Genomic DNA, 14138 nt, shown 5'->3' with positions numbered 1-14138 from the left:
AACGTTAGGCGTATTTGCGCTGATACTGAGTGACTTTTTGTAAATAACGACGGGTTTCTTCGTAAGGCAGGTTTTTGACGAGTTGCTGATAGACCTGGTTAGGGCTAAGTCGGTTAATTCGATCAAAGGCTTTGGCGCGATCTTTATCAAAGGCTTTTAAAACATTGCCGCTGCCGGTGTTGTAACCGGCGATCACACAATATTCTCGCGATTGCGGATGCGTCACTTTTGCTAAGTAACGATCATTTAAAATCGACAAATAACCCGTGCCCATCCTGATATTGTTTTTGGGGACAAACAAATAGTCTTTGGTTGGCGTGCCGGGTCTGTTATACACCAGCTGATGGGCATCCCGACCGGCTGAACTGGGCACGATTTGCATTAAACCGTAGGCTGGAATGTGACTTATCGCGTAAGGGTTGAAGCTACTTTCAGCTTCCATAATGGCATACACTAAAGATGGTTTAACTTTATAACGTCGGGTGTTTTCGGTGACATAAGCTGCATATTTATTCTGTGAATCGGTTTGGTGATTTTTCACCATATTGAAGGTCACAAAATGGCGGGCTTTTTTATTGTAGGTGTCTTGTTTGTAGGCGGTGCGCATTAAATATTTCGCATATTGTTGCGCGCGCCATGCATAACGTACTGGCTTGCCTTGGTGGTCGAGTACCAAATTCAACAAAAAAGGTTCGCCATTCGGCGCGACATCTTTATCTGTTAATAGTTCAACTTTGCTGGGATCATCCGGGGTTAATAGTGTGGTGATAATCGCTTGTTCCAACTTGGCTTTCGAGTCTTTTGAATCCACTGTTTCAACTCGAATCACACCGGTTTCAAAGTTCACAATGGCGCGGCTTTGATATGCGTCGGTGTATTTGATGTATTCTTTTTGACTGGCGACTTTTTCATCGCCCCATTCTTTTAATAAGCGTTCAGCTAACTCTTCAAATCGCTTACGCACCAATTGATCTAAAGCCGGAATGCCGGTGGTGGGTATTTGATCGGTCAAAGCTTTAGTGACATCGCCCTTGGTCAAGTTTTGACCGGCTTCTAGGGTACGTCTAACTTCGTTTGGGGTGCAACCCAGTAAACCCAAAAAGGGGCTGGCGGTAAGTAATTGGAGGAGTTGGCGTCTTTTCATATCCTGCATTATAGCTAAACCTATGGTCTGTCACCAGCTTTGTAGTGGTTTAAATACAGACCATATTATTTGATTAATCAGTCGTTAAACGCTATAGGTGAATCCAGACTCATCCGTTATAATTCGTTTTATGAAACCCTATCGTTTTAGCCTATTTCTTATCATCAGTCTGCTATTTGTACAGACCTTAAGCTTAACGCATGCCGTGGCGCATCCGTTTCATGCAGCTGATTTTGAAACTGAAAACCACACTCACGTCCACGCAACACTTGAGCACTTCCAAGCCGATCAAACACACGATTTAACCGGCATTGATGATTGGGTTTGTGAGTTATTTGATAGTGTGCCTAACCCCGCAATAGAATCGGGCACCAATTTAGTCTTGCTAATTACAGCTACCTCGGCACCAGGCCTGGTGGTTACATTTGCTATTCTGTTACCCTCAACATTTTATCCTTCCCATTGGGGACGCGCGCCACCGACTGCTTAATTAATTATTCAAATTTTTTGTCTATTAATTAAGGAGTTTCACGTGAAACATACTACTTTACGCCTATCTGTATTGTCAGCTCTAGGTATACCTGCTTTATCTTTATTTGCCAATCTGACTCAAGCCAATGAATTATCCACGATTGTTGTATCGGCTTCCCCGGTTCATCAACACACGGCTTTTGAAGTCCCCTCTCAAGTTGAACACCTGCAAGGTGAAGATAAATCTCATTTAGAGTCCGGTTCGCTGGGCGAGATGCTAGAAGAAATGGTGGGTGTCAACAATCAAAAAACCGGATCTCAATCCGGTAAACCGGTGATTCGCGGTTTAACCAGTAATCGAGTAAAAGTGATGTCAAATGGTATGACTACGGATTATCAAGCCTACGGCACACGTCATAATCCAAATGTGGATGCGTTTTTAGCAGAACAAGTTGAGGTAATCCGTGGCGCAAGTAGTGTGCTTTACGGATCTGAAGCGATGGGTGGCGTGGTGAATATTTTATCGCCACAGTTTCTATCAGAAGACGGCTTAGCTGGAGAAGTTCGCACTGAATACAATTCTAATAATGCCGAAACTCAGATTGGTTCGAAACTAAAAGCACGTTCAGGGAACTGGATGTTGAATTTAGGTGGCAGTTTGCGTGAAGGTGATAACTTTAGAACGGGTGAAGCCATCGAATGGCAAACGGGAGAAGACAATGATCGTGCATTGTTTACCGGTGAAGTGCCTTTTACAAATTTTGAAAATCAAGCCGCGAATGTTGGCTTAGGTTATGAGTCGGGCTGGGGTCAAGTCGCAGTTAATTATTCGGACTGGCAGAGTAAACAAAACTATTTAAATATTGAGGGCACGCCACCTGAAGCGGTTGGAGCAGGTCAGCTTTTAAAAAACCAAGAAACCCAAGTTAGCGGCGAGTTTTTTGTTGCAGAAGAATGGGTGCTAAAGCCTAAATGGTCACATACACGTAATACACGTGAAGCCACCCATGATGAACCGTTTGAAACGATGGCGGCAGAGAAAGGTACCGATCATTATTTGGATATATTAGTGGTTCGGGACGACATTAAATTAGGTATCGAACATCCGGAAGTAGCTGGGTTTAAAGGTGAAGTTGGTATGGAATGGTCTCAAAAGGATCAGACCTTAAAATCGGGTCACTTAACGCCAACCGCAAAAGCTAATAGCCAGGCTATTTATGTTTTTGAAGAAGCCGATATCAACAAATGGGTTGTACAGTTTGGCGCGCGTTACGATCAAATCAATATTGAAGCCCCTTTAGACGGGCAAGGAAATGATGAATTTAGTCATGTGTTTGATGCCAGCAATAATGAACGGGATTTCTCAGTATTTACAAGCTCATTTGGCACGACTTATAAATTCAACTCAAATTGGTCGGCCGCACTAAATCTCGCGCAAGGCTTTCGTGCACCCACCATTTTTGAACTCTATGCTGGAGGCACGCATGGTGGCGTACAAGCTTACCAGTTAGGCAACCCAGATTTAACAGCCGAAACTTCTTTAAATACCGACGTTTCTTTGCGTTGGCAAACTCAGCAAGCAGGCGCGACAGCGACGGTTTATAACAACCAGATTGATGATTTTATCTACTTGGAAAGAACTGACAACAATGTTGACGAGGAAGGTGTTACTTGCACAGCCGGTACAGCCGGTTGTTATGACGAAATGCAAAACCAGCAAACCAATGCACGCATTCAAGGCTTCGAATTAAGTGGCTGGGCTCAATGGACACCTAAAATTAAAACTTGGGCGGCCTTGGAATTAATTGATGGTCGAGATTTACAAGGTAAGCGTGACTTACCTTTAATGCCCGCCAATAACCTGAGAGTAAAAGCCGAATATGCCTTAGGAAATTTAGGCGTGCTAGAACATAATAAGCTTGGTGTGCAGGGTAAATTTGTCGCGGCTAAAAAATCAGCCGGTTTGTATGAACCATTTTCACAGTTTGATAGCACCGATTTTGGCTCAGCCAGTACGGATGCATATCAATTATGGGATGTTGAATATACCGCTAATTTACCGATCGATCATTATGATTTAGGCTTGCAGCTTAAGGTCGAAAACCTATTCGGTACGGCTTACCGTGACTTTTTAGACACCTACAAAGGTTATACATTAGGCATGGGGCGCAACATTAAACTAAGTGCAAAAATCGCGTTTTAAAATTCACTTCATATTTACCTACCCAAGCTTTTACTTGGGTAGTCACATTTAAGCATTTCGACATTTATTAAACAAAATCAATTAAATGCACTTTATTTTGCAATAGGTGTATAGTATATGTATATGTTTTGTATTTAGGTGTCTTTGTGCGTCCACATTTTCGAGCTTATTTGTTTGTATTTTTATTCATCGGTACATTGATGGCTTTGCCTTTTATACCAGGCCTGGTCTCTTCTTATAATAGTTATGGCCTAGTTGTGAATAAGACCGCACCGGACTTTAGGCTTAAATCTACGGATGACAAAATCGTCGAATTGCATGATTTTAAAGGTCAGTTTACTTATTTATATTTTGGCTATTTAAATTGCAATGGTGTTTGTCAGACCCATTTATCCACCTTCTTCCATTTAGATAAACAAAGCTCAGATCAAGATTTTAAGATTGTGTTTATAACCATGGATGCACAGCGTGATAGTCAAGCGCTTTTGAAGCAAAGAATAGAAAGTTTAGGTCAGCGCTTTATCGCTTTGTATGGCAGCTCTAAGGCCGAAATGCAAAACCTAGCACTTGAATATAACGTGCCCTTTTACCATTCACCTGGTGAACAAAATGATTATGAAATTAATCATGCAGGGTTTGTTTTTTTAATTGACCCAAATGGTCAATGGCGCCGGACCTACACGGGTCGTTACTTGAATTATAAAAAAATGCAGCAAGACCTAGCGGTGCTTCGGAGTAGCTAAGTTAAGGGCATTTTTTAATCAACAGTCAGTCTTTATTAAGAAAACTAATAGAAGGAAATTGTCGTGAACACTACTAAAGCACTTGCACAAGCATTTCAAATTGAGCGCAAGAAAGTGGATAAATTGATGCTAATTATTTTATTAGCCCACTTACCTTTTACTATGATTTTGGCACCTTGGGGTTATGACACACAAACTTTTGCCATAGTCGCCTCGGGTATTACGGCGTTATTGGTTGTGGCGGCTTATATCAGTTTAAAAGGTACGCGCGGCTTTTCAGCGGTGGTAGGTGCTGCGTTGATGTTAAATTCAGCGATTCTTATTCAGGCCCAAATGGGTCGTATAGAAATGCACTTTCATATATTTGTCGCACTCGCTTTTCTGTTGGCTTATCGTGATGCACTGCCGGTATTGGTTGCGGCAACTGTCGGGGCTGTGCATCATGTCTTGTTGACTTATTTTCAATTGAATTCGGTGATGTTGGCCGATATGCCCATTATGTTATTTAACTATGGATGCAGTTGGGATATTACGTTTTTACATGCTTTTTTTGTTGTGGTTGAGTCAGGCGTTTTGATCTATTTGGCGCAGGTTATGCGCAAAGAATTTATGGTCAACTCATTAGTTGCGCAAAGTTTAAGACAAGCAGCCGAAACCAGTAATTATAAAGTGGACTTGAGCCAAACAAAATTAAGAGACGTTACTCTTGATGCGCTTGAAGATTTGATGAGCAGTACGGATCAAGCGTTAATAGAAATTGGTTCTGTTATGAAGCAGATAGCAGAAGGCAACTTCTCCGTCCGTGTTACAAAAAATTATAAGGGCGATTTACTAGTTATTAAGGAAGCGGTTAATGCCGCTGCGGATAATTTGGACATGACAATGCAAAGCTTAAATGCGGTTATGGACGGGTTATCAAATGGTGATTTTAGTGTCCGTATTGATAGTCGAGTGACTGGAAAGACACGCTTAAAGGTAGACCAAGCGATGGAGTTAATGGCGCAAGAACTCAATCAAATTGCGCAGATAGCACACGCCATGCAACAGGGTGATTTTAGTCAGCGCATGCAAGGTGAGGCCCCTGGATTGCTTGGTGAGGTCAGTCATAATTTGAATCAATCGCTAGATCAAGTACAACAAGGTTTTGAGTCTATTCGCCAAGCAGCACAAAGTTTAGCAGATGGAGACTTAACCCAGCCTATTGAGCAGCCATTAAATGGTGAATTAAATGAATTGAAGCAAGCCATTAATCAGGCTACTTACTCGCTGAGTGATTTAGTGTCTCAACTGTCTCAATCGAGTAAATTGATTCAAGACGATTCACATAGGCTACAAAGTGGTTCGCAGGATTTGACCCAACGAGTTCAGAGACAGTCAGCCGCTTTGGAGCAAACCGCCGCAACTATGGAACAAATGACCGCATCAATACAACATAATACCTCTACAACACAAGAGGCTAATCAGTTGTCCTCACAATCTAACAAAACGGCGACTTTAGGTGGAAAAAAAGTGGCAAGTTTGAATGAAGCGATGCAAGGTGTCAGCGACTCAAGTCAAAAGATAGAAAATATAGTTGGCCTGATCGATAGCATTGCTTTTCAAACCAACCTACTAGCATTAAATGCCGCGGTTGAGGCGGCACGAGCCGGTGAAGCTGGGCGTGGCTTTGCGGTGGTAGCCGGTGAAGTCCGTGTGCTGGCTCAAAAATCAGCGGAAGCCGCAAAAGAAATCCGTGGGCTAATTGAGCAGACCTCAGAAAGAGTTGGCGGTTCATTAAACTTAGTGAAAGAGTCAGCTGAAACATTCACAGATATTGAGCAAAGTATTTTGAAGGTATCTGAGCTGATATCCAATGTGGCTGAGTCTTCAGAAGAGCAATATCGTGGTATTGTAGAAATTAATCAGGCTGTTTCTTCGATGGATTCGGATACTCAAGGTATGGTGAGTTTTGTGGACGAAACTGTGCAATCCGCGCAAATGTTGGCTAAACAGTCTGAAACCTTAGCGAATTTGATTGCGCGCTTTAAAGTAACAAAAGTGAAAGCCATTCCTAAGAAATAAGCTTAAATTTTAGAGCACCAGGCCTGGTGCTCTTTTCAGATTAATATCGCGCACTTTGGTTCGCGATACTTTCATTGAAATCCCACGACTGTGGATCAATCAAGGTTTCCACATAGGCTTCTACGCCGTCATCTAACTCATGCATAAAATCCAATCCAGTTTGATCTTCAATATCTCTTACACTGACTAAGTACTGTCGTAAGTCTTCGTTACCTAACGCCGTTTGGGGCATAACAAACGCCAGCACTTTCGGCGGTTCGCCGTTTTCAGATTCTCGAATAAATATTTTGTAGAAACCTTTAGGAATTGCGATCAATTTGTAACCTGGTAGGTGTTTAGGTTTGTCCTCAAAAATCGGGCCGGTTATGACGGTAAAGGGCGCGTAACGATCCGCAAAATGATCGGCCGAAATGGCTTCTAAACGCTGCCAAGCCCGACGATTCAAGTTAGGCGCTTGTGGCGTAATGTTGGTCATTAAAAAGGTTTCGATTTGGGCATCTTGCCCATAACGTGAGGCAATCACATGATTGGGTGCTAAGTGACCTCGGTCGTAGCCGGTTTCGGTGTAGTCGTCATGTTCAATACAGGGCAAGATTAACCAGCACCGCGTACTGCGCCAATCCGACTTAAATGTGCTGGGGCGTGGAAGGCGCGGGCTAAATTCTGGCTTGGATAATACCTGATAAGTCACCCAAATCGGGTTGCCCAATTTTTCAGAATAACCCACCATGTAGGCATCATTGCGAAATACCCGTGTGGTCAACTGGTCTTCCCAGTCGATGTCAAAATCACGATGTTTGGGTGTGCCCTCAAAGCTCATGCTGCTCCGCATAACCTGAGTTTCAACGGCATACCAAACACTGGCGGCTAGGGCACTTACGCCGGCTACCTTGGCATAAGTCTTTAAGCGCGCGAATTTAGTTTTAGTTGGGTGGTTTTCTTTGGTGTAACCGTTCCCGTTATTGCCGCGTCGGCGTCGCCATCTGCGCCATCTTGCCATATCGAATCTCCGATTTCTGAAGGGTTTATTATACGAGCAAATTTAATTGAATCGACAGGAGTTTACCATTGAGAAACTTGTACGTACTCTAACTTGGGCATCGCTTCGCTAGTAGGTGAACATAACGCCCCATATCGCGATAAGTGGGGAGGCGGCAGTACTGATATTCTAAATCTAGCAAAGCCTGGGAATCACTTTTCTCTAGAATATCCGGTCGAATATAATCATTAAAAACCCGAATGCCCGTGTGAACTTCAACCTCAAACCCCCAGTCATTTAGCCAAGTTAAAACATCGTGCGGATATTGCGGATTGGGTGGGGTGAGTTTTTTACCCTTGCCAATATAGGTATTTTGCAAAATAAGCGGCCAACGCCATTCGCCTTTTAACACATTGCTGTAAACAAATGCATTGCGGTTGTAAAACAGTAACGACAGATAACCGCCCGGCCTGGTTTTGTATGCCACGGTTTGTAGGGTCGTCTTGGGGTCGGCTAGCCATTCCAGTACGGCATGAAATAACACTAGGTCATACTCTGGCAAATCGTTAGCTAAATCCTGTGATGCACCGTGTAAGAATTGAGCTTCAAGCCCGGCCTGCGCAAAATTTTGTTTTGCCCGATCCAACATTTTGCGCGATAGATCACAAAGCGTGAGCTGATGACCCGCTTGAGCCAGCCATAACCCGATTTGAGCAAAACCACAGCCGGCATCCCATATCTGTAAGTGATCAGACTCAGGTTGTTTCACGTGAAACCTAGCCAGGTCTTCTTTGATCAATTTTAAGCGCCACTCACCTTTGAGTGTGCCGTAGACTTTTTTTTCAAATTTATCAATTAAACGGTCAAAATTGCGGTCTTGGTTCATGGCGTGTTTGCTCAAAATAAACAGCCGCTATTATAAAGTGTTTAAGTAATCTGTTCGTCATTCACTTCGCGTAATTCTTTACGTAACTTAGTGAGGTCGTCTTTAAAATTTTCGGCATCACCAAACTCACTAAATTCAAGATAACGCGGATGGGCGCCTAAGCGTTTTGTTGCGTGCTTAATCGGGCAAAAATATTGTTCTGTGCGGGCAATGATTTCGCTTGCATATGCCATTAAACCATTGCCGTAAGCACAGTAGTGGCAATTAATTTTTTGAACAATATTCAAATAACGCAGTTGATCGCGATCATAAATAAAATAGGCACGACGTTTAACACGTGCGACCCCATAGATCGGAAAACAGGTGTATTGGTAAAAACTGATTAAAATATCCATTAAAACCAATGGAATCGCCATGCCGTAGATAATTGGAGCCGTAATAATGTTTTGTGGACGGTCGATAAACAAGGTATGTAACAAGCTAGTTTTGAGTTTTTGATGGGATTGACTAATCGACTGCTCAAACTCTACGCGCTTTCCTTTTAAGTGATAGCTGATTTTTTGTTGACGTTCCCGTAAAGTCGCTCCAAGTTCGTCTTCTAATAGGGTAATTTGTTTGAGTAAGTCTTCAATTCGATTAGGCATATAAGATTCTTATTTTTTTGAGTTCATTGGCATCATACCAGTCTGCCGCTTTGCTTGATTAGATTTTAAAGCGTGATTATTAAATTAACCTAATTGTAGAGTAAGTGATTGCTTATAATTTAGGGGTTGAATATGAGGCTAAAGCCAAAAAGGATAAACATGTTTAATGAAGATGCCATGCGAGAGGGTATCGCCAAGGCAAGCCTTATTCTCAAAGCCTTGGAAGTTGAAACGGTTCCTGTTGAAATACTACAGTTACATGCATTAATTACTGGAGATACCCCAAGTATTGCCGACATTGATGCGGTGATTTCACGCAACCCGGAAGTAATGGGCGAGTTTTTAAGTATCGCTAATAAGGCTTTGAACAGACCCGCTGATGATTTGATATTAAATGTGACCTCTGCCATTCATTTACTCGGCCTAGAAGAGATCCATCAACTGTTTGTGCTGTCACATGTACTTAAAATTGTACCGGTATCTCAGGCAGATCACAAAATACTAAAACGCTGTATGCGAGCGGGAATTGCGTCAGCAGAGCTGACTCATTGGCTATATGGTTTTAGCCGAAGCGAAACATTTTTGATCAGTTATATGCAAGATATTGGCGCTTTATACATGATGCGTCATGATCCACTTAACTATCGCGATAGATTTTATAATCAGCAACAAGAGTTTCCTATTAGTAAGTACGAAGATGAAGAAAATTACTACAAAACTTCGCATGCTTATGTCGGTGGCTTGATTACCAAGCGTTGGGATTTAGGGGCTTTGTTGTATCGTAGTGTGTTATTTCATCATCATAGCGATTTGCAAGCCTTGGCTAAGTATGATGAACGCACCAGTAAAATGGTGGCACTGAACCGAATTGCTAATTTTTTGGTGTTTGAGCGTTTCTCAGACCACTCTATTACGAAAGAGTTAGAAGACAGTTTTGAGGAGGCCTGTGCGTTTATTGATGTCACCGAGCCAATGTTAAAGTCTGCGGATGCGGCGCTTGAAAAATGGGCGGATTCTGAAGGACTACCAGAAGCTAGCCACTGACAATTTGATCTGATTTAATTAATGGGTTCAGATTGACTGGATGTAATGGCATAGTCTTCAGTATTAGCAGCGGTTAGCATGTGTTCACAGCCTTCGACACGATTGCGCCCAGTGTTTTTGGCTTTATAAAGTGCAATATCTGCGCGATTAATCACTTGTTTAATTTGATCTTGATAGGTGACACGAGCCACGCCAATACTGACAGTAATAGTCTCTAATCCTTTAAACTCATGGGCTTCAATCGCTTGTCGAATCGATTCAGCGTGTTCGCAAGCTTGGGCTTTATCAAGCGATGCATTCAGCATAATAAACTCTTCACCACCCCAACGACCAATCAAGTTAAGATCGCCAAACTGGGCCTTGAGTAACGCGGAGAATTCGACTAATACCTCATCACCCAATTCATGGCCGTGCTCATCATTAATTTGTTTGAAATGATCAATATCCAGAAAAAGTACTTGGTAAGGCTCGCCAAATTTTAGAAAACGTTGGTGGGCCGTTTGTAGATATTGATCCATTTTGAAGCGGTTAACCAAGCCAGTCAGCGTGTCGGTTTCTGAGAGCTTTTCTAACATGCGGTTTTTATCAATTAACTTGTGCTGTATCTCAGTTAAGGCCATTGTGCGTTCGGCAACGCGCTGTTCAAGGTCTTCATTAGATTCACGTAACGCATTGTTAATTAAACTAAATTTATTAAATACAAATAAAGCAAACAAAAAGCTAATCATAATTAAAGCGATGGCTAGACCTACCACCTTCATCATTAGCTTATCAATCGAATTAGCGGCTTGTTGAATCGAGTTTTGAATTTCGACCGATTGGTATTGAGAGAACTCATTCACTTTATCGGTAAAAGCATTGAGGAGATCAATCGCTTGGGTAGTAACCAGGTTGCGGGCTTCTAGCTCCTCTCCCTGCAGCGTCATTCTGGCAATTTGGGTTTGTAACGGACCGGTAACGTTTGCCATTCGATGGATGTCGTCAATCCACTGACGTTCAAATGGTGTTTCATCAGACAAGTTTGCTAAGTTTTCGCGATTAGACATGTAATCGCTCGCATTGTCATAAAATCTCATTAAAGCTTCATCAATCAACAAAGGGTCTTCTAGTAATAACATTTGCTGTAAATTGATCGTGCGGTTTTGACCGGCGATATGCATATTTAATAGACTATGCAGTTTCTGGTGCTGGTGACTTACCAGTTCGCCAGCTTTGTTTAGGGTTGAATTGGTTAATTGCTGTGCGGTCATGACTAAGGCCGTGATTAGTAACATCACCAACAACAAACTTAGGGCAATCCACATGCCGAAAGAGTTTTCAGTCATTCTTTTCATAAGACGCACTTTCAAAATTAAATGATTTTAGAAAGGTTACTTTTAACACAAAATTAATACTAAGGTCTTATTTTTAAAAGATTTTAGACCAAAACATATCTATTGGCATAAAAAAAAATTATATATAAATAAATAAGAATATTAGACAGAGTTAATGTGGTCTGACAATCAATAGATTTGATAGCCAGATGAGAAGATTAAAGCACCAGACCTGGTGCTTTAAGGCTAGGGCGCGTCAGGATGCGCCAATATAAAACCAGTAGTAAACCAAAGCCGAAAATCCAACCGAGTTGGCTCAACTGAATCCAGATTAAACTTAATTCGGGCCAGATCAGCGGCAAAACCACACGTGTAAACGCCGCTAGCGCGAGTGCAACAAAGACCCAAATCAAGCCTTTTGGAGGTTCAAACACGTTGCGTTGAGTGTGACCGAGGCTGATGCGAGCCATCATGGATGAACACAATAAACCTATGCCACCCGCCGCGAGTGCATGAATCGCTAGACTGGCCGCAACCCATTCCAAGCCGACAAAACCATATAACACTAACCCCAGCGTAATAAAGGCGTGTGACAGGTGCAGCGGCCAAATTAATAACTCTGACCAGATTTTTGGGTGATACCACCAAGCCTGGCGAATCATAAATAAGCCAGCTAAAGGCCAGGCAATCAAGCTAATTAGCCAAGGATAGGGTGAAAATACCACGGTTAGCATTAAGCTTAAAAAGCCAACTAATATTGACCTATCCAACCAGTCGGCGTTTTTAAACGGTGTTAAGCCAAGGGCTTTTTCGGTAAAAAATGGGGTTAAACGCCGGATCATGGTTAGGTTAATACTAAGCACTAAGAACAAGCCAATGATGAGGCTTTCATGTAGCCAAATCCAGGCCTGGTGGGCGTTAATATAGAAGCTTAAGTTGGCGAAAAAAATTGCGCCAAACAATAAAGCGAGTCCGGCTTGCGACGTCAAGCGGCGCTTCCAAACTGGCCAGGCGAAATGCAACACCAACCCAAGATTGAAGGCTAAATCAAATAACGCGACCCATATAATCGGCAGGTCGACTAAAAATGCCACCCGCGCTAATACCCATAAGCCAAACAAAACCCCAAGCTTCCAGCCCGAGGCGGAGTTCATGCGCGACCAGTTCATCACCGCGGTTAATAAAAATCCGGTGACGGTAGCTAAGGCATAGCCAAAAATCATTTCGTGTGCATGCCAGTAAACCCCGGATGTCCCGCTAAAACCAGCGCTCACATTTGGGAATTGCCACCACCAAAGAGCCATCGCAATGACGGCAAATATCGCCCCGCCTAAAAAAAAGCTGCGAAAAGCGCGTTCAAAAAATAGGGATCTGCTCATGATTTTAAGTCCAAAAAAAAGTCCTAAGGCCAATAAATTATCGGCCTTAGGGTTGTTTCATTATGTGAGTGACGTGGTTGGACCAAAGACTTCATAGTGCAATTGTTCCGATTTAAAACCCAGCCCAATACACTCATGATAAACCGCCGCCATGAATGGCTTGGGTCCACAAAAGTATACATCGGCTTGGGTATTAGGTAACCATTGGCTCAAGATATCAGTATTTAAATAACCCTGATGATCGGCGCCATCACCAAACTGATAAGCACTGAAATATTCAACCCCGTATTTGTGTTTCAGCAAACTGATTTCATTTTTCATTATATGGTGCGATTCGTCCCGAACACATTGAATGAAGCGTAAATCTTGGTCTGGGTTTTTATTAAGTTGGTCATTCAACATGCTCACCAACGGTGTAATTCCTACGCCTCCTGCAATAAATACTTTAGCATTGGTTTGATTTTTTATAAAAAACTCACCGGTTGGTGGTTGCACCCAAATTTGATCGCCTACCTGTGCTTGGTGTAAGCGATTAGAAACCTGTCCTGGGTGATCCGGCGAGTGCGCTTCCGTTTTGACACTGATACGGTAGTAAGGTTCACCGGGCGCATTGGAGATCGAATACTGGCGAATTTCATCAAACTGGCCATCTTTACCTTTCAATTTAATACCCAAATATTGGCCGGGTTCGAAATCCACTAGCTGTCCATCTTCGGGGATCAAATAAAAGGATTTGACCGAATCGGCTTCTTTTACGATGCGTGAAATATTAAAGGCTTTAAACCCGCGCCATCCGCCCGGTTTTTCTTCATTGGCAGCATAAATCTGCTCTTCGGTATCGACAAATACTTGCGCTAAAAAGGCATAGGCGACGGCCCAGGCTTTTAACACCTCATGATCGTCCGGTAATGACAAATGTTCTTGAACCGCTTCCAGTAAGTATTTGCCTACAATGGGGTAATGATCCGGCTGAATATGTAAACTCGCATGTTTATGGGCAATGCGTTTGACCATTGGGCCAAGTGCTTCTAGTTCGTCGATTCGGTTGGCATACATAAATACGGATTCGGCTAAGGCTTTGGATTGTTCACCTTGTGCTTGGTTTGCCATATTAAAGACATGCTTCAGTTCTGGGTGGTGGGTAAACAACTTTTTGTAGAACAGGTTAGTAATCTGCACGCCTTGTTCAGCCAAAACCGGCGCAGTGGATTTAACAGTTTGAATAATTTGTGGCGTCAGCATATAGCACTCTTTGGTTATTTTTGTGGGTT

General features: G+C 42.6%; 11 protein-coding genes and 1 pseudogene. 5 read left to right on the top strand and 7 right to left on the bottom strand.

The window, feature by feature from the left end; all coding sequences use genetic code 11:
• Nucleotides 1–4 precede the first annotated feature (4 nt).
• Nucleotides 5–1153, bottom strand: coding sequence for a murein transglycosylase domain-containing protein (locus N746_RS0100705; RefSeq protein WP_245603308.1), 1149 nt, complete (start codon nt 1151–1153; stop codon nt 5–7).
• Nucleotides 1154–1274: 121 nt separating this feature from the next.
• On the opposite strand from N746_RS0100705, the gene N746_RS0100700 reads away from it, so the two are divergent.
• The 4 genes and pseudogenes from N746_RS0100700 to N746_RS10970 form a co-directional block, all read left to right on the top strand.
• A complete protein-coding gene (locus tag N746_RS0100700; RefSeq protein ID WP_029933442.1) occupies nt 1275–1634 on the top strand; it encodes a hypothetical protein in 360 nt (119 codons plus the stop codon).
• 42 nt (nt 1635–1676) lie between these two features.
• The gene (locus N746_RS0100695) at nt 1677–3818 is read left to right on the top strand and encodes a TonB-dependent receptor (RefSeq protein WP_029933441.1); all 2142 of its coding nucleotides are present in this window, start codon (nt 1677–1679) and stop codon (nt 3816–3818) included.
• A 146-nt stretch (nt 3819–3964) separates the two neighbouring features.
• Nucleotides 3965–4561: an SCO family protein gene (locus N746_RS0100690; RefSeq protein WP_029933440.1), complete on the top strand. Its 597-nt coding sequence runs from the start codon at nt 3965–3967 to the stop codon at nt 4559–4561.
• A gap of 759 nt (nt 4562–5320) precedes the next feature.
• Nucleotides 5321–6622: pseudogene (locus tag N746_RS10970) on the top strand (methyl-accepting chemotaxis protein); the annotation flags it as partial.
• A 40-nt stretch (nt 6623–6662) separates the two neighbouring features.
• Here N746_RS10970 and N746_RS0100680 read toward each other — a convergent pair.
• From N746_RS0100680 to N746_RS0100670, 3 genes are all read right to left on the bottom strand, one after another.
• Nucleotides 6663–7622, bottom strand: coding sequence for a DNA/RNA non-specific endonuclease (locus N746_RS0100680; protein WP_211245117.1), 960 nt, complete (start codon nt 7620–7622; stop codon nt 6663–6665).
• 88 nt (nt 7623–7710) lie between these two features.
• Complete coding sequence (locus N746_RS0100675) at nt 7711–8487, bottom strand: methyltransferase domain-containing protein (protein ID WP_029933437.1); 777 nt, start codon at nt 8485–8487, stop codon at nt 7711–7713.
• A gap of 41 nt (nt 8488–8528) precedes the next feature.
• Nucleotides 8529–9131, bottom strand: a complete 603-nt coding sequence (locus N746_RS0100670; protein WP_029933436.1) for a hypothetical protein — start codon at nt 9129–9131, stop codon at nt 8529–8531.
• A 159-nt stretch (nt 9132–9290) separates the two neighbouring features.
• Between N746_RS0100670 and N746_RS0100665 the strand changes: the two genes are divergently transcribed.
• A complete protein-coding gene (locus N746_RS0100665; protein WP_029933435.1) occupies nt 9291–10175 on the top strand; it encodes an HDOD domain-containing protein in 885 nt (294 codons plus the stop codon).
• Between the two features lie 14 nt (nt 10176–10189).
• Here N746_RS0100665 and N746_RS10530 read toward each other — a convergent pair whose 3' ends face one another.
• From N746_RS10530 to hmpA, 3 genes are all read right to left on the bottom strand, one after another.
• Nucleotides 10190–11509: a diguanylate cyclase gene (locus tag N746_RS10530; protein WP_051678424.1), complete on the bottom strand. Its 1320-nt coding sequence runs from the start codon at nt 11507–11509 to the stop codon at nt 10190–10192.
• Between the two features lie 197 nt (nt 11510–11706).
• Nucleotides 11707–12867, bottom strand: coding sequence for an NnrS family protein (locus tag N746_RS0100655; RefSeq protein WP_029933433.1), 1161 nt, complete (start codon nt 12865–12867; stop codon nt 11707–11709).
• 60 nt (nt 12868–12927) lie between these two features.
• The gene (gene hmpA, locus N746_RS0100650) at nt 12928–14109 is read right to left on the bottom strand and encodes an NO-inducible flavohemoprotein (protein WP_029933432.1); all 1182 of its coding nucleotides are present in this window, start codon (nt 14107–14109) and stop codon (nt 12928–12930) included.
• Nucleotides 14110–14138 lie beyond the last annotated feature (29 nt).

The sequence above is a fragment of the Thiomicrospira pelophila DSM 1534 genome (assembly GCF_000711195.1).
Lineage (GTDB): Bacteria > Pseudomonadota > Gammaproteobacteria > Thiomicrospirales > Thiomicrospiraceae > Thiomicrospira > Thiomicrospira pelophila.
The sequence above is the reverse complement of the archived record's forward strand: the minus strand, read 5'-3'. Positions and strand labels throughout refer to the sequence as shown.